This is a genomic window from Aquiflexum gelatinilyticum (assembly GCF_024813435.1).
Classification (GTDB): Bacteria; Bacteroidota; Bacteroidia; order Cytophagales; family Cyclobacteriaceae; genus Cognataquiflexum; species Cognataquiflexum gelatinilyticum.
Map to the genome: position 1 here is coordinate 12,227 of NZ_JANAEZ010000006.1, position 15,165 is coordinate 27,391.

Consider the following 15,165-nt stretch of genomic DNA (forward strand, 5'->3'; position numbering starts at 1 on the left):
CCTTTAGGCTTTTAAATTCCCTTCCATCCATCTGATTATTTTCTCCTGATCGCTTTTATTGCACAATTCCAGACTTTGGACATTCATGAATTTGATCTCTGGATTTTCAACACATTTTTTGATTTTCCTGTCGACATACCCTTCCTTCCGTCCATAGGGATGCAAAAATGAAAATATAGGTTTCGCAAAATTGGTGTTACCGGATCGGATTTCCAGATGATACGTCAATGATGCAAAATTGAACTGATCGTTGTGGCGGAATTTAAATGAAATCTGATTTTCCAGAATTTCCGGGTTCTCATTAAAATATGTTTCTAATGTCTTCTTGCTTACGGCATGAGGCGTGTGGCTTGAAAAAAAATACCTCCATTTAAACCCTAAGAGGGCAGCCGCATTCCATTGCCCAAAATGAAAAGACGGCTTGGGCTGAAAATCATGATTGTTCAAAATATTTTTATTCACACCCTTCCTTAAGGAATTCCATGCTTTTCGAAGCACAGGCGTCAACAGCCATGTCCCTCTCATGACCGGTCGATTTTGGACAAACAAGTCCTCGGGCTTGATTTCTTTGACCAAAAACATGTCATCACTAAAAAAAACAAAATTATCAGACATGCCTTCGATTCTCCAAATCACAGATTCTATGGACCTGCTGTTGAATGTGGGCAGGTATTTTTCATATCCCCTGAAAATTTCCTGATGATCTACAATCCTGATGTCATTGACCCTTTCAGGGAAGTCTTGTTCGATAAAGGGAATTACATTGGGGTCTTGCTCATCTGTGACAATAAAAATCTTTCTGATAAATGGAGCAAAAGTCAGGATGGACAGTAGACAGTATTTCAGTTCATTGGCATTTCCAAATCGCGTGTTGTCTGCACCGGGGATTTTTCTTCTTGATTTACCCCCCAATGCTTTTTCTAATTTCAGTTGGTGTTTTGGATCATTGCCGTCAACCCAAGTGATCACTGCGTCTATCTGTCCTTGTTTTTCAGAATCCATAACTGTATTTTAAACAATGCCTTTAAACCGCACAGGAATCTTGACTACCAATTTCCACTTTGCCATTGAAGGTTTATTGAGCGCATAGATCGGCCTGAATAAAGTCTGAAAAGTACGCGCTCTTGCCAACCATTTTTCGTCTTCTTTGGGTTCTGAGTTGGTGATGATATCTATGGTTTTCGCTCTTTTTTTGATGTGGCCTTCTCTCCCTGTTGCCATCCTGTCCTTGTCCAAGAAGCGGTCCTGAATCATTTTGTAATCCACAGACCCAAAATGGAACAGGAATAAACCCGGATCAATCCTAAAATTGTGGCCTTTTACGCGATGAAAACCTGAACCCCAATTCACCGGTTTTGCGATCACAGAAGGTTTGGTATACCTGGACGAAATCAGGGCATATTCCCTTTGGTCTAAAAAAAGTAAATCCATATCCAGGTCTTTTTCTTTTCCCAAAACCTGCCCTACATCTATTCCAAGTCCGGAAACCGATGGATTGATTTCGATTTCGCTGAGATATTCGACCAATGTTTTGCCGTAATTGGGATCCACAAGCAGGAATTCATCAGCATCTACGCCGATGACGATGTCGTATCGCTTGAACAAAGATTTGGCAACGTCAGATAAAAAGCCCAATCGGCGTTTTTCTGCTGAAACGACATGTTCAACAACCCTTTTTTCATGAAATACATTGACACCATCGGCGTTTTTCGGGATTGGCTGATCTTCCCCGTCCAAATAAATATAGAGGTTTTCTTTACCCAATTCCCGGCCGTAATAATTGATCCACCTTGTCAAGAAAAAATCATCATTTCTTGCCATGGTAATCACTGCAACCTTCTTGATATTTGTAGCTGTAGGAGTTTGAGGCATATATTTTGAATCGCTTCTAAGCCCTGTAAAGGTACTCGTATTGTTACTAAAATGAAATGAATGGGGAGTTTAAACCAGTTGAATTTAAGTGAATCAATTAAAAAAGGATTTAAATGGGAATTGGTAACTGTCAGTAAATAATATCAGGGCTGTTTGTTATTCATATCAATTGACAGGTCTTGGTAGAATTAGAATTCAATTAGCCCAAAAAGGTATGATGGGACAAAATCAGGAAAAGAAAGGCTGCGTAAAAAATTCAGAAAGCCTTGAAAAAATTTCAAGGCTTTCTGATTGAAAGATGGAAAGTTAAATTGCTGGGTCTTTTTTGTTGGAGCAATTTTTAGCTAACCCTTTGATAAAATCAGGAACTTTGATCGGGACTTTCCTCTGATTTTCCCAAGCTCATTCTGTTCCAATCAATGTTTCTAGTGATATACATCGTGGTAGCCAATATTATAAATAATCCGATACTTCCCATCAAAAGCGCATAGTCTTCCATCTGCAAAGTCACAAATAGGAATCCAAACGAGCCAAGAAGTACTGTCGCCAAGATGAAGGTATATTTTTTTACCTTGAACAATGAAAGTGAATAAAGACAGATCGTACCCACCACTGCTATGGTAGAAATCAGATAGGCAATATTGAAACTGACCTGTTCTGAAATGGAGACTAACAGGATATAGAAAAGGCAGATGGCAAATCCCACCATGGCATATTGGAAAGGATGGATGTTCTTTTTGCCTAATACCTCTACAAGGAAAAACATTAGGAAAGTCAATCCTATCGTCATCAGGGCATATTTAGCTGACCTGGTGGATTTTTGATAATCCTCCATCGGCGAAAGTAAATCCACTCCAAATGATGCTGATTTCAGGTTTTCAGCATAGGCGTTGTTGACCCAGGATTGAGGGAAATTCCTGTTCAGTTCGAGGACTTTCCAGTCTGCGGTAAATCCTTCTTCGCTCAGGTTCCTGTTGTTGGGCAGGAATTTTCCATCAAATTTTGGGGCTGTCCACGGAGATTGGATGTGTACATCGGTGGTCTTTCCTGTCGGGATAAAGGAAAGATTTTTGCTTCCCTTCAGCTTAAGCCGGATGGTAAATGGGATACTGTCCCCCACGACAAGTTCGCTTCCTCCCATGGAAATGCTGAATCCTGATGCAATCATCTTGAAGTTTCCGGTACCGGGATTGACCTGTTTCTTTTCACCATTTATGGTAAAATCGACCTCATCCTCAATTCCCCGGAGATCGGTGACTCCGAATGAAACTTTGGCCTCGTGAGTTTTGAAACCCACAAAATCCTTTTTGTCAAAATCATCCAAGACGACAAAGCTTCCCTTTATCACGAGGTCAGAGCGGTAGACAACTCCTTTGTATATCCCCCGCTTCAGGATTTCGGGAAGTACTTTTCCTTCGATTTTAAGTTGGTGGGGGAGGATCTGGTAATCTTCATTTGTGATGGTTTTTTTTCCGTCTTTTTCAGTTTCGTAGACAAGAGGAATAGATAGGATCGGTCCAACGATTTCTTGTGATTCGGCCCATTTGGAGCCGATTTCTTTGATGGCTTCCTCATTGAGAATAGACCTTTCTTCGATGATAGAAACGATAAATGCATTGGGTATTAATAATACCAATGCCAGAAATCCGATAATCAGTAATTTGAGCGTGACTGAATACTTGAGGGAGATAAGGGGTTTGAGCTGAGAGTTTTCCATAGTTGTTTTTGAAAGTACTTTGAATTTCAAAGTGAGTGAAGAAATTTTTTTATTTCAGTAAGTTTTCAATTGCTTTAAGGTGTCTGAGAAAAGCATCTTTGCCGGTCTCGGTAGCCATATATTTGGTATTTGGTTTTCGGTCCAAAAATTCTTTTGTAAAGGTGATATAACCTTCTTTTTCCAAGGTTTTGAGATGGCTTGCCAGGTTTCCGTCTGTGGCGTCGAGGATTTCTTTCAGGGCATTGAAATCCAGGAAATCATTTACCAGCAATGCTGACATGATTCCAAGCCTGAGCTTGTTTTCAAAAGCTTTGTCCAAATCCTTCAGTATGTCTTTCACGATCCGTAGCGGTAGTGCATGATGATGCCGTACACAATATGCAATAAGCCAAAACCGATTGCCCAAAATAAAAGCCCGAATCCGATGAAATAAGCGGACATAAGTCCCAAAATGATCTCAATGATCCCGAGACTCCGGATTTCTTCATGGGTATATTTGGATGCATTGACCAATGCGAGTCCATAAAAAATAAGTGTCAAAGGTGCGATGATGCCGATAAATCCCCTTGATAGAAATATAAGGCTGAGCAATCCTCCTGTGACCAAAGGAATGGAAAGGTTGACCAACAGTCTTTTGGCTTGGGAATTCCAGATTTTTTGATTGGACTTTTTAGCTTTTTTTGCTGTAAAAAACAATCCTGCTCCTATGGCCAAGGTTAGGATCACCGCTCCCAATCCGATCAATGACCTGACGTCTCCGGAGCTGAGCAGGATTATATTGTAGCTGAAGTAGTCACTTTCGGTGTAGATGTAATTATAGGCATACCAAGCTCCGGCCAAAGCAATAACACCGGCTGCGATTCCGGATAAGCCACTGAGCGAAATAAACTTGGAAGACCTGTCCATGATCTCTTTGATCTGTCGGAGGTCTTGGATATATTTTTCTTTTTCCATCTAAAAGTACTTTGTGATTCAAAGTAAAAAAATAAAACAATAGAAACCAAGAAGACAAAAAATAAAATCTTGATGAGCGGAATGGCAAAGGAAAAATTTCTAAAATCTTATCATTGGAATGTAAACAAAATGATGAAATTTTGAACTTTAGGAAACCGTTTTCCGCTTTCGATTTTTATGATTTGAAAAAAAATTGAAAAACGAGTAAAAAAATTATCAGAATTTTGTTTGGAATAAATTGCTGTTATCCAGAAAAACCACATTCAAAATATGGAAAAGTTTAATTTTTTCGCATGCTATTCCTGCAAAAATGAAATAATCCAAAATATTATTTTGAAATTTCCTCCTATTCTTTGCCGGAAATAATTTCTGATATCAAGACATCAACAAAAATTTTATAACTTGTACATCTCTTTCACCTCGAAAACCTATAAGCCCTGGAGTATGGTAAAAGTCTTGTTCATTTGTTTGGGAAATATCTGTAGATCTCCTTTAGCGGAAGGTATTTTTAACCATAAAGTCAAACAACTTGGACTTGAAGGAAAATTCACGAGTGACAGCTGTGGAACTTCGGATTATCATATCGGAGAATTGCCGGACGAAAGGACTTTGGCTTGTGCCAAAAACCACCAAATTCCCATTTCTCACAGAGCGCGACAGTTAAATAGAGTTGATATCCGTGAATTTGATTACCTCGTCGCTATGGATATGTCCAATAAGCGGAACATCCAAAATGTAATGACAAGGTATAATATCAGTCATGACCAATTGTTTTTGTTAAGGGAATTCCATCCCGACCCGGACCATTTGGAAGTTCCGGACCCCTATTATGGTGGTGAAGAAGGTTTTGAACAGGTATACAAGATTATCGATGAATCTCTTGACCATTTTTTGGAGAAGCTGAAAGTGGAGCATAATCTTTATGTTTGAGCACAATGCCATATTCGAACGCATTTTATTTCTAAGTTTTGGTCCCACTATCCGCCTGAAGCAAGCAAGGCTTATTGCAGCAGGAAATGTAAACCAAGGTGTATTTTTAGAAACCTCAGAAGGCAGTTTTTTTTTGAAAACCAATTTTGAAGAAGATAATGACATTTTCGAAAAAGAAGCTGACGGCCTGAATGAAATGCGGGCCAACAGTCCTTTAAAGATTCCTAAAGTTTATCAATTTGGAAAAGAAGGGGACTATAGATTTATCCTGATGGAATGGATTCAGACTGATAAACCAAACCCTGTTTATTGGCAGGAACTTGGAATGGGATTGGCCCAGATGCATATGACTACCCAACAGGATTTTGGGTACAAGACCCCAAACTACATCGCTTCAATCCCACAGAAAAATACAGTAATTCATGCTTGGTCTGAATTTTTATCCAAAACAGACTTGAGCCACTTATCGGAAGGGCTTATTATGAAAATCTTATTGACCTGGATTTTTTCAAAAAATTTCAGCAGATCTATCCGGTTTTGGAAGATTTTTTCCCAAAAGAAAAACCCGCCCTGCTTCATGGAGACCTTTGGTCAGGCAATATCATGCGGGGAAAAAACGGCATGCCTGTATTGATTGATCCAGCTGTTTATTATGGTCACCGTGAAATGGATCTGGCATTTTCAAGACTTTTTGGCGGATTTGAAGCCCCTTTTTATGAATCCTACGAGACGGTCTTCCCCTTGGAACCGGGTTTTGAAGATCGTATTCCTGTCTATAACCTCTATCCGCTATTGGTTCATTTGCTCCTTTTTGGCAAAAGCTACCTGCCGGGAATTGAAAAAACTGTCAACAGGTTATTGGGCTAAAGGCTTCACAACAATCTGAAAAGTCGTCCTGGTAACTTGTTCCAAAAGGACCTCCTTTTCTGACATTAACTCTTCTGTAATCTTTCTGTTGTGGTTTTTGACTGTGATGAGTTGCAGGGATTCATTGTATCTGATATCAAAATCCTTTGCCAAAACAGCGATCAGTTTTTCCATTTTAAATAGTTGTTTGTCTATCACAATCGAAATACTGATAGCTGAGGTCTGCAAAAGATTCACCCTCAGTTTGAGTTTTTCGATTTCGGTATACACTTGATGGATGTGTGATTCATTGATAAAAGTGAAGTCCGTCACCCTGAAACTGACCAAAACCTGTTCATCCTTCACTACGATGCAGGGAACGGTATTCGGCTTGTCAACATGGTGGATTTGCGTTCCGCTTCCATCAGGATTCAAAAATGACTTGACAAAAAGCGGAATGGAAAGATTGGCCAAGGGCTTGATGGTCTTGGGATGGATGACCGACGCCCCATAATATGTCAACTCAGCGGCTTCCTTGTAATCCAACTCCTCAAATTTCACTGTGTTGGGAAACCGCTTCGGGTCGGCATTGAGTACGCCTTCCACATCTTTCCAAATGGTGACGGATTGGCTATGTAGGCTGTGGGCAATGATGGCAGCTGTAAAATCCGAACCTTCTCTTCCTAAAGTAGTGGTTTTCCCTTTTTCATCCGAACCGATAAAACCTTGGGTGATGACAGGAAACCGCTCCAACTTTGCCATGAGGTGTTTTTGACATTGGGAGGCGGTTTTATCCCATTTTACTTTGGCAAACCGATAGTCACTGTCGGTAGAGATAATCTCCCGCGCATCTTGCCAAAGGCAAAAAATCCCTTCTGCACAAAGGTATTCCTGGACAATCCTTGAGGAAATCAGTTCCCCGAATGAAACTACCTGATCGTAATATTCATCATAGTTTTCTTTGCTAAGGGGTTTTTCCAAGATCCTGTCCAGTTGGGAGAAAAAGTTTTCAATAGCAGGAAAGATCAGGTTTTCTGGTAGGAAAAGTTCCCTGCAGATCTCAAGGTGATAATGTTTTAATTTTGTACTTTTCTCATAAATAGGCTTGTCTTCCAGTTTGAGATTCAATAATTCTTCTAGGGCGTTTGTGGTTTTTCCCATGGCAGAAACAACGATTACAGTATGATTCCGCAATCGATTGAATAAAATTTCACGTAAGTTTTTGATAGATTTGGCATCTTTCACAGAAGCCCCGCCAAATTTAAATACAAATGTTTTTGCCATAAAAATTAATTTGTAATTTTAAATATATAAACCCAATAATTGTATTTTTCCTATTTTATGAAAATCAAACATTACAGCCCCTCTGATTCCTCTTTGGCGTATTCTGTCGGCACCACTTTAGACCGTTTTATCAAAATGAAACAAGAGGAATTTTCCTTTGCCTCCGGGGAATTGTCCCAACTGCTAAGAGATATTGCCCTTGCTGCCAAGATTGTAAACCGCGAAACCAACCGCGCAGGTCTGGCAAATATCGGTGGTGCATTTGGACAAACCAATGTGCAGGGCGAAGAACAGCAAAAACTCGATGTCATCGCCAATATCCGTTTCACCCGGGCCTTGACGAAAGGCGGAGAAGTCTGCGCCGTCGTGTCCGAAGAAGACGATGAAGTTATCGACTTGCAAAACGGCTCCGGCAAATATGTTGTCGCCATTGACCCTTTGGATGGTTCATCCAATATCGATGTGAATATCTCGATCGGGACGATTTTTTCAATCTACAGGAGAGTGACGCCCATCGGCAGTCCCATCCAACCTGAGGACATCATGCAGCCCGGCAACCAACAGGTAGCGGCAGGATATGTGCTCTATGGTTCTTCGACAATGTTGGTTTACACTACCGGACATGGCGTCAATGGCTTTACCTATGAACCTTCGCTGGGGGAATTTTTCCTTTCCCACCCCAATATGTGTGCTCCGGAAGACGGCAAAATATACAGTGTGAATGAAGGAAGTTACAACCTTTTTGAACCGGGATTAAAAGCCTATATAGAAAAATGTAAATCCCAAGAATACAGCGCCAGGTATATAGGAAGCTTGGTGGCAGACTTTCACCGCAACCTGCTCAAAGGTGGTATTTACATGTATCCTGCTACCGCAAAATCACCCAAAGGAAAACTCAGATTACTCTATGAAGCCAATGCTTTGTCTTTTATCGCTGAACAGGCGGGAGGTATGGCGACAGATGGACATGGCCGGATTTTGGATATCCAACCTACCTCCTTGCATCAGCGGACGCCTTTGCATATCGGTTCCAAAAAAATGGTGGAGGAAGTAGGGGAGTTTTTGAATGTTGGAAAAGAAAGTACTGTAAAGATTTAAAAATATTTAGCTTTCTGAATACTTCCTTCTGATTTCTGCTTTCAGGATTTGTCTTGCGACCAAGGCACGGGCAAAGTCGGAAGCCAATGTTTCTGTATCTGATTTGTGGAGGATGGTTTTCAGCTTTTCTTCCCCTAAATCTACCCGATAGCAGATCTGAAGAAGTTTTTCGAAATCCCGGCCGAGCATGGTTTTGATCAAAGGAGTCAGCAGGGAAACCAACTCCTCCTCTGAAAATGCTTCCGCTATTGCCGGGAGTGCAAAATCCTTTTGGAGGGAATGTGCTGCTTCTGTGATCAAAGGAAGATTCATGGTAATTCAGAGTTTGGTATAAACAAAGAAAGTGGGGAAAGACCCCCACTTTTATTCTAAGATTTAAATTCAATACATTGATTGAAATCAAGCTTCCGGTTCTGTTTCTTTGGTTTCTTCGGTGTTCTCAACTTGATCTTCCAAAACTTCGGGAGCATGTTCGCGGATGATTTTGTACCAAGCGACGAGTTTCTTGATGTCGGATGGATATACTTTTTCCTCGTCAAAATCAGGGAGTATATGCTTAAGAAATGCTTTTAGTTCGTCAGTGTCCGCATCTGCCTCAAGACCGATATCGCCCTTGAATTCTTTTTCGATGCTCTTGAGGATATTTTCTAAAGGCGTCGCACCTTCTTCATTCATGGTGTACATGGAGATTTCGGCAAGAACAGACACCCTGTGGTTGGCACCGGCGATGAGTTTTCCTTTTTTTCCATCCATAGTTTCCAAGATGACTCCACCCCGGGAAGGTTTCAGTATTTTATAAAGACCCGGCTTGCCGGAGATGGTAGCGATTTCGTTGAATTTCATTTTCTGCTTTGATTTAAAGGCTGCAAATATAGGAAGATATGATTATCCGCAAATATGTATGAAGGTTAATTATGAGTCATTTTGGGTGCGGATAATTGTCCATAGTCTATAGTCCACAGCAGATAGTTTTTTCCTTCAGGGATTAATTTTCTAGCCACAACAATTAACATTTATCACTTTAACCAAATAACCATTTTCACTTTTTCGATTCCAAATATTCCCTGACTTCCCCTTCAATGAACGCACTCAGTTCCTCCCGGCCTTCTTTCTTTTCGGCGGAAGTGATAAAGTATTGGGGTTCTTCGCCAAAGATTTCAATGGCTCTGTCAAGAAAAACACGGGCGTTGGCAGTGGACTTTTCGATTCCTTTTTTATCTGCTTTGGTAAAAACAAGTACAAACGGGATTCCGTTTTCGCCACACCAAATGATAAACTCAAGGTCTATTTTCTGGGGCTCAAGTCTGCTGTCGATGAGCACAAAAATGGCCGCTAGGTTTTCCCTTTTAGTCAGGTAATTTCGTATCATTTTCTCCCAAGTTGCTTTCATGGCCTTGCTTGCTACCGCAAATCCATACCCGGGAAGATCGACCATGTACCATTTGTCATCTATGTGAAAGTGGTTGATCAATTGGGTTTTTCCGGGTTTTTGAGAGGTTTTCGCCAAGCCTTTGTGGTTGGTGAGCATGTTGATCAAAGAGCTCTTGCCTACATTGGATCGACCGATAAAGGCAAACTCGGGTTTATCCGGAGGTGGACATTTGGTGTAGTCAGAGTTGCTGGTAAGAAAGACCGCTTTTTTGATCATGGGAAAGAATGTTTGGCACAAAGGTAAGTCATTTGGCTTAAAAATAGTCAAATACCCGCAAGGGCCAATTTTCACACACTTTTGGGGAGATTACCTCTTGATGGATTAGGTAAGTTCATTTAAATTTTTTAGTGTACCCAGATTAACGGAACTTCCAAAATGAACTTTAAAGAGATTCTCAAGGCTTTATGAAATCGATCATTTATTTTTATAGCTACTTTTTTTCTTGACAAAAAAAGTAGCCAAAAAAGTCAAGACGGCGGAATCCTATCCGCGTACAAGGCCTGTGCCGGCCCGGTCCGCCGTCATTCCTCCCCACCTCGATCAAATGGAGTTCAGTTTTCAGGTTGAAAATTTCGAAATCTGTCAAGTACGTGCAATAATTCGGATACATATTTAAATATTTATCTAGGATTAAAACCCCTTGAAGAAATTGAAAAGGCATTAATTCCCAACAATTTTAGATTGCTCGGGTTTCCTTAGTAATATTGCACCACAGTTTCAAAAATGACATGTCAGTAGTTCCGTACAAAGAAAAGCAGGAAGGCAAAAAAGAGCAGGTTGCCGAGATGTTCAACAACATCAGCAAGAAATATGATTTTTTGAATCACCTTCTTAGCCTGGGTATTGATATTACCTGGAGGAAAAAAGCCATCAAACTATTGCAGAAGGACAAGCCAAAGTTGATTTTGGACATTGCGACCGGGACGGGTGATTTTGCTATTGAGGCATTGGCACTCCATCCTGATAAGGTGATCGGCGTGGATATTTCTGCCGGAATGCTTGAGGAAGGCAAGAAAAAAATGAAGAAAAGAAACCTCGACCATATCATCGACCTACAGATGGGTGATTCGGAGAAGTTGCTTTTCGAAGATAATAAGTTTGATGCTGTCATCGTTTCATTTGGTGTCAGGAATTTTGAGAATCTGGAAAAAGGACTTTCGGATATGTACAGGGTATTGAAACCGGGAGGCAAGACTGTAATCGTCGAATTTTCCAAACCCAAAAAATTCCCGATGAAGCAAGGATATAACTTTTATTTCAAATATATTTTGCCTCAGATCGGAAAATTGGTGTCAAAAGATAATGCAGCATATACCTATTTGCCTGAATCAGTCCAAGCCTTTCCCGACGGGGAGGATTTCTTAGCAGTATTGAAAAAAGTCGGATTTAAACAAACCCAATGCAAACCACTCACTTTCGGAATCAGCTCAATTTATATCGGAGAAAAATAGCATTCTCCATTTTTGGCGTACTCATTCTGATCGGCGAGGCAAGTGGTCAATCCCGATTCAATGAAATCAGTAAATCCGGGCAGGATGAAAAATTTATTTCTTATGGATTTTTCTTGGCCGGTCATTCCAATTCCTGGCGGATGAAATATTCCGAGGCCTTCCTTGATCCCAATAATGCGGACCTTAGAAGGATCCAAAGTATTGTACCTGTCTATTCAGCAGGTTTTTCATTGGGATTTTTGGCGACCATCAGGTTACATGATCAACTCAATTTGCTATTCACACCCAAAGTCGGTTTTTACGAGTTCAGGACAGATGTCAATTATTTTGAACCCAACACCAGCAACAATAACCCAAACAACGAAATTACATTTAAAAGAGAGACCTACATCAATGAAGCCACTATGGTGGAATTTCCATTGATCTTCAAATACAAAGCCCAACGTTTCAACAATACAAGGATGTTTTTTACAGGAGGTGGGTCGGCGATGTTTCGTACCAAAGACCAGGAAGAGGCAAACATTGAGGATCTGGTCACCACAGGAAGGGACTTTACTGTAGACTTTGGAATGGGTTTCGACCTCTATTTCAAATTTTTCAAATTTTCTCCGGAAGTCCGGTTTTCCCACGGTTTGTTGGATCTCTATGTACCGGAAGAGTCAAATCCGGCATTCAGAGATGCCATTTCCCAAATCAGAAGGAAATCGATCACACTCTATCTGAATTTTCAATAGTTTTTTTGACCATAGTCGACAGTCCATGGCCACTTCATTTGATATTCAATCCGGGTTTTAAATGGTTAGGGGTCAAAAAGTAAGTATACATTTTCAAAGCCAAGTTTTTAAATAATCCCATTAGTTGTCAATTTTTTATTTTAAGAAATCATCGGTAATCTGACATTGGTCTTTTTACCTCTTGCATTTAAATTTTCAATCCATACCTCTGAATACTGCCCTCTGAAATACTGATCACTGAAAACTGTCCACTGAACTCCACCTCTCACTTTTCACCTCTTACCATTTACTTCCAATACCGCTGTCTCAGAAAACTGCCCAAGCCTTTTTTCCTCCTTTCATAGATTCCTTATTTCATTCCATGGCAATAATTTTTAGATTCAGGCTATGGAAAGGAAAATTGCCTGCATCACAGGTGCTACTTCAGGAATAGGAAAAGCCACAGCCATTGCTTTGGCAGGACTTGGCTATGCCATCATCGCAACAGGAAGGCGCAAAGAACGCTTGGAAGATCTTTCAAAAGAACTTCCGGCAGGAACTGATTTATTGACGCTTTGCTTTGATGTCAGAGAAAAAGAAGAAGTCCAAAAGATTTTGGGCAACCTTCCCAAAGGATGGCAGGATGTTGATATCCTCGTGAACAATGCAGGAAATGCCCACGGCCTAGATCCGATCCAAAGTGGCAGTCTCGAAGATTGGGATGCCATGATGGACATCAATGTGAAAGGATTGTTGTACGTTTCGAAAGAAATCATGCCGGGCATGATTGCCAGAAAATCCGGCATAATCGTCAATATTGGATCCATTGCAGGCAAGGAAGTCTATCCAAACGGCAATGTCTACTGTGCTTCCAAGCATGCTGTAGATGCTATTACCCAAGGAATGCGGATGGATCTCAATCCATTTGGGATCAAAGTGATCGGCTTACATCCCGGCTTGGTGGAGACAGAGTTTTCCATGGTCAGGTTCAAAGGAGATGCCGAACGCTCCAAAAAAGTTTATCAGGGTTTTCAGCCCTTGACTCCGGAAGATATCGCAGAGACCATTGCATTTGCAGTAACCAGACCGGCACATGTGGTTTTGGCAGATATAGTAATGTTACCCACAGCACAGGCCTCAGCCACTGTCATCAACAAAAAACTTTAAAATAAATCTCCCTTGAAATACCTATCCTATTTATTCTTCCTTCTAATCTTATTCGGCTGCGAGTCTAAGATCAATGAACAGACTTCCAACGGAGTGGAAATCGACGACTTGGTGGCTATAGGCGATGAGCAGTTTAAGATCAAATATGAGGTCAGCGAATTGGAGCAGAAAATCATTGAAGCGGGGTTGGTGGATGTGGAGGTAGTGATTCCTGGGATTTTTGTGGATTTGAAATATTCAACCACCGATAATTTCTTTGGCAAAGATGTGTATGGAGACCTGACGAGATGCTATGTGCAGCCCGAAGTCGCCGAGATGCTCAAAAAAGCCCATGAAAAACTGAAAGAAGAACACCCTGATTTGACTTTTTTGGTTTTTGACGGTGTCAGACCACAGAGTGTACAACAGATCCTTTGGGATGAATTGGACAAACCCGATAGCGTCAAACCCCTGTATGTCGCCGACCCTAAAGTCGGTGGTCTGCATAATTTCGGTGTTGCAGTAGACCTTACATTGGCTTATCAGGAAAACGGCAAAGAATTGGACATGGGAACGCCTTTTGATTTCTTTGGCTATCCGGCCTATCCCGAGCGTGAAGCCCAGATGCTGTTGGAAGGGAACATCACAAAAGAACATATCCTCAACCGTGAAATTCTGAGAAGCGTTATGGCATACGGTGGATTTACTGGAATCGGATCAGAATGGTGGCATTTCAATGCATTCTCTAGAAAAGAGGCAGGAGAGAAATTTTCCATGGTGAAGTAGGGATTGGAAGATTACAAAATTTTAAAATTGAAAAATTGGAAAATTTCACAAAGTCTCGCTTCTCGCTACTGGTTTCTCGGCTCTAATCTCTCGCTTCTAAATACTTGATACTAAAATCTTGATACTAAAAATTAACATGAACCTAAAAACCTACTTATCATCCCTACTGCTCGTCTGCATCATGATGCTGGGCTTGAGCTTGGAAACATTTGCGCAAAGCAATCCCCAATTTCGTGTCTTGGTTTTTAGCAGGACCAAAGGATTTCGTCACCAATCGATTCCTGATGGTGTTGTGGCATTGAAAAAAATGGCAAGAGACCAGATATTTGATATTTTCACCACCGAGGATGAAGCCTTCATCACAGACAAAAACCTGGAGCGTTTTGATGTAATCGTCATGATGAGCACTACCGGGACGATTTTCAACGACGAGCAAAAAGCCGTTATCCAACGTTTTGTCCAGGCAGGAAAAGGAATAGTGGGTATCCACAGCGCCACTGATACCGAATACCAATGGCCATGGTACACAAAACTCATCGGAGCGCAGTTTATGAACCATCCGCATCAGCAGACTTTGAAGCTGAATGTTGTCAACCGTGAGCACCCGGCAACCTATCACTTGCCTGAAAAATGGGTTTGGTCCGACGAGATTTATGCTTTCAAAAATTTCAATCCTGATGTAAAAGTCTTGATCACAGCAGATGAAAGAACCTACGATCCCAAAAACGGTATGGGAGAATTCCATCCTATGTCCTGGACCAATGAATATGACGGAGGAAGGATGTTCTATACTGCCATGGGCCATACAGATTGGGCATTTTTGGACGCAGACTTCCTCAAACATGTCTATGGAGGAATCTGGTGGGCAGCCAAAGGGTTCCCGATAGATTAATAATTTGAATTTCATCTCTTTAATTCAAGGCAGGTTTCCCAAAC

Annotated in this window: 16 protein-coding genes and 1 pseudogene; 8 read left to right on the forward strand and 9 right to left on the reverse strand. The window is 41.0% G+C overall.

Annotated elements, in window-relative coordinates:
* Nucleotides 1–3: 3 nt before the first annotated feature.
* From NK987_RS13750 to NK987_RS13770, 5 genes are all read right to left on the reverse strand, one after another.
* Entirely contained in the window at nt 4–1,002 is a 999-nt protein-coding gene (locus tag NK987_RS13750) for a stealth family protein (RefSeq protein WP_259264317.1), read from the reverse strand.
* A 9-nt stretch (nt 1,003–1,011) separates the two neighbouring features.
* Complete coding sequence (locus NK987_RS13755) at nt 1,012–1,872, reverse strand: glycosyltransferase family 2 protein (protein ID WP_259264318.1); 861 nt, start codon at nt 1,870–1,872, stop codon at nt 1,012–1,014.
* Nucleotides 1,873–2,233: 361 nt separating this feature from the next.
* Nucleotides 2,234–3,589, reverse strand: a complete 1,356-nt coding sequence (creD, locus tag NK987_RS13760) for a cell envelope integrity protein CreD (RefSeq protein ID WP_259264319.1) — start codon at nt 3,587–3,589, stop codon at nt 2,234–2,236.
* Nucleotides 3,590–3,638: 49 nt separating this feature from the next.
* Nucleotides 3,639–3,929, reverse strand: coding sequence for a winged helix-turn-helix domain-containing protein (locus tag NK987_RS13765; protein WP_258422345.1), 291 nt, complete (start codon nt 3,927–3,929; stop codon nt 3,639–3,641).
* Nucleotides 3,926–4,543 (reverse strand): hypothetical protein, encoded by a 618-nt coding sequence (locus NK987_RS13770; RefSeq protein WP_259264320.1) that lies wholly within the window; start codon nt 4,541–4,543, stop codon nt 3,926–3,928. The genes NK987_RS13765 and NK987_RS13770 overlap by 4 nt, the downstream gene beginning before the upstream one ends.
* A gap of 444 nt (nt 4,544–4,987) precedes the next feature.
* Between NK987_RS13770 and NK987_RS13775 the strand changes: the two genes are divergently transcribed.
* The gene (locus tag NK987_RS13775) at nt 4,988–5,473 is read left to right on the forward strand and encodes a low molecular weight protein-tyrosine-phosphatase (RefSeq protein WP_258422347.1); all 486 of its coding nucleotides are present in this window, start codon (nt 4,988–4,990) and stop codon (nt 5,471–5,473) included.
* Nucleotides 5,466–6,340 (forward strand): annotated as a pseudogene (locus NK987_RS13780) (fructosamine kinase family protein). The gene NK987_RS13775 and the pseudogene NK987_RS13780 overlap by 8 nt, the downstream one beginning before the upstream one ends.
* On the opposite strand, the gene NK987_RS13785 reads toward NK987_RS13780, so the two are convergent.
* Nucleotides 6,329–7,603, reverse strand: a complete 1,275-nt coding sequence (locus NK987_RS13785; protein ID WP_259264321.1) for an aspartate kinase — start codon at nt 7,601–7,603, stop codon at nt 6,329–6,331. The pseudogene NK987_RS13780 and the gene NK987_RS13785 sit on opposite strands and share 12 nt — an antisense overlap.
* Before the next feature lie 57 nt (nt 7,604–7,660).
* On the opposite strand from NK987_RS13785, the gene fbp reads away from it, so the two are divergent.
* Nucleotides 7,661–8,701 (forward strand): class 1 fructose-bisphosphatase, encoded by a 1,041-nt coding sequence (fbp, locus tag NK987_RS13790; protein ID WP_259264322.1) that lies wholly within the window; start codon nt 7,661–7,663, stop codon nt 8,699–8,701.
* A gap of 6 nt (nt 8,702–8,707) precedes the next feature.
* Here fbp and NK987_RS13795 read toward each other — a convergent pair whose 3' ends face one another.
* The 3 genes from NK987_RS13795 to yihA all read right to left on the reverse strand — a co-directional run bounded on the left by NK987_RS13795 (nt 8,708) and on the right by yihA (nt 10,349).
* Nucleotides 8,708–9,013, reverse strand: a complete 306-nt coding sequence (locus tag NK987_RS13795) for a hypothetical protein (RefSeq protein WP_259264323.1) — start codon at nt 9,011–9,013, stop codon at nt 8,708–8,710.
* A gap of 87 nt (nt 9,014–9,100) precedes the next feature.
* Complete coding sequence (locus tag NK987_RS13800) at nt 9,101–9,544, reverse strand: DUF5606 family protein (protein ID WP_259264324.1); 444 nt, start codon at nt 9,542–9,544, stop codon at nt 9,101–9,103.
* Nucleotides 9,545–9,740: 196 nt separating this feature from the next.
* Nucleotides 9,741–10,349: a ribosome biogenesis GTP-binding protein YihA/YsxC gene (yihA, locus tag NK987_RS13805; RefSeq protein ID WP_258422353.1), complete on the reverse strand. Its 609-nt coding sequence runs from the start codon at nt 10,347–10,349 to the stop codon at nt 9,741–9,743.
* A gap of 512 nt (nt 10,350–10,861) precedes the next feature.
* Between yihA and ubiE the strand changes: the two genes are divergently transcribed.
* The 5 genes from ubiE to NK987_RS13830 all read left to right on the forward strand — a co-directional run bounded on the left by ubiE (nt 10,862) and on the right by NK987_RS13830 (nt 15,121).
* On the forward strand, nt 10,862–11,584 hold the full coding sequence (gene ubiE / locus NK987_RS13810; protein WP_259264325.1) for a bifunctional demethylmenaquinone methyltransferase/2-methoxy-6-polyprenyl-1,4-benzoquinol methylase UbiE: 723 nt from the start codon (nt 10,862–10,864) through the stop codon (nt 11,582–11,584).
* Complete coding sequence (gene porT / locus NK987_RS13815; protein ID WP_259264326.1) at nt 11,533–12,318, forward strand: type IX secretion/gliding motility protein PorT/SprT; 786 nt, start codon at nt 11,533–11,535, stop codon at nt 12,316–12,318. Before ubiE ends, porT begins: the two co-directional genes overlap by 52 nt.
* 387 nt (nt 12,319–12,705) lie before the next feature.
* Nucleotides 12,706–13,464, forward strand: coding sequence for an SDR family NAD(P)-dependent oxidoreductase (locus NK987_RS13820; RefSeq protein WP_259264327.1), 759 nt, complete (start codon nt 12,706–12,708; stop codon nt 13,462–13,464).
* Between the two features lie 93 nt (nt 13,465–13,557).
* Nucleotides 13,558–14,229: a M15 family metallopeptidase gene (locus NK987_RS13825; protein WP_420841186.1), complete on the forward strand. Its 672-nt coding sequence runs from the start codon at nt 13,558–13,560 to the stop codon at nt 14,227–14,229.
* A 136-nt stretch (nt 14,230–14,365) separates the two neighbouring features.
* Nucleotides 14,366–15,121 carry a ThuA domain-containing protein gene (locus tag NK987_RS13830; protein ID WP_259264329.1) on the forward strand — a complete coding sequence of 252 codons (756 nt, stop codon included), beginning with the start codon at nt 14,366–14,368 and terminating at the stop codon, nt 15,119–15,121.
* Nucleotides 15,122–15,165 lie beyond the last annotated feature (44 nt).

Excerpts from the sequence above, each read along its gene's own strand:
- fbp (WP_259264322.1), top strand. The coding sequence starts at position 7,661 with ATGAAAATCAAACATTACAGCCCCTCTGATTCCTCTTTGGCGTATTCT.
- creD (WP_259264319.1), bottom strand. The coding sequence starts at position 3,589 with ATGGAAAACTCTCAGCTCAAACCCCTTATCTCCCTCAAGTATTCAGTC.
- NK987_RS13755 (WP_259264318.1), bottom strand. The coding sequence starts at position 1,872 with ATGCCTCAAACTCCTACAGCTACAAATATCAAGAAGGTTGCAGTGATT.
- NK987_RS13750 (WP_259264317.1), bottom strand. The coding sequence starts at position 1,002 with ATGGATTCTGAAAAACAAGGACAGATAGACGCAGTGATCACTTGGGTT.
- yihA (WP_258422353.1), bottom strand. The coding sequence starts at position 10,349 with ATGATCAAAAAAGCGGTCTTTCTTACCAGCAACTCTGACTACACCAAA.
- NK987_RS13770 (WP_259264320.1), bottom strand. The coding sequence starts at position 4,543 with ATGGAAAAAGAAAAATATATCCAAGACCTCCGACAGATCAAAGAGATC.
- ubiE (WP_259264325.1), top strand. The coding sequence starts at position 10,862 with ATGTCAGTAGTTCCGTACAAAGAAAAGCAGGAAGGCAAAAAAGAGCAG.
- NK987_RS13820 (WP_259264327.1), top strand. The coding sequence starts at position 12,706 with ATGGAAAGGAAAATTGCCTGCATCACAGGTGCTACTTCAGGAATAGGA.
- porT (WP_259264326.1), top strand. The coding sequence starts at position 11,533 with ATGCAAACCACTCACTTTCGGAATCAGCTCAATTTATATCGGAGAAAA.
- NK987_RS13785 (WP_259264321.1), bottom strand. The coding sequence starts at position 7,603 with ATGGCAAAAACATTTGTATTTAAATTTGGCGGGGCTTCTGTGAAAGAT.
- NK987_RS13830 (WP_259264329.1), top strand. The coding sequence starts at position 14,366 with ATGAACCTAAAAACCTACTTATCATCCCTACTGCTCGTCTGCATCATG.
- NK987_RS13800 (WP_259264324.1), bottom strand. The coding sequence starts at position 9,544 with ATGAAATTCAACGAAATCGCTACCATCTCCGGCAAGCCGGGTCTTTAT.
- NK987_RS13795 (WP_259264323.1), bottom strand. The coding sequence starts at position 9,013 with ATGAATCTTCCTTTGATCACAGAAGCAGCACATTCCCTCCAAAAGGAT.
- NK987_RS13775 (WP_258422347.1), top strand. The coding sequence starts at position 4,988 with ATGGTAAAAGTCTTGTTCATTTGTTTGGGAAATATCTGTAGATCTCCT.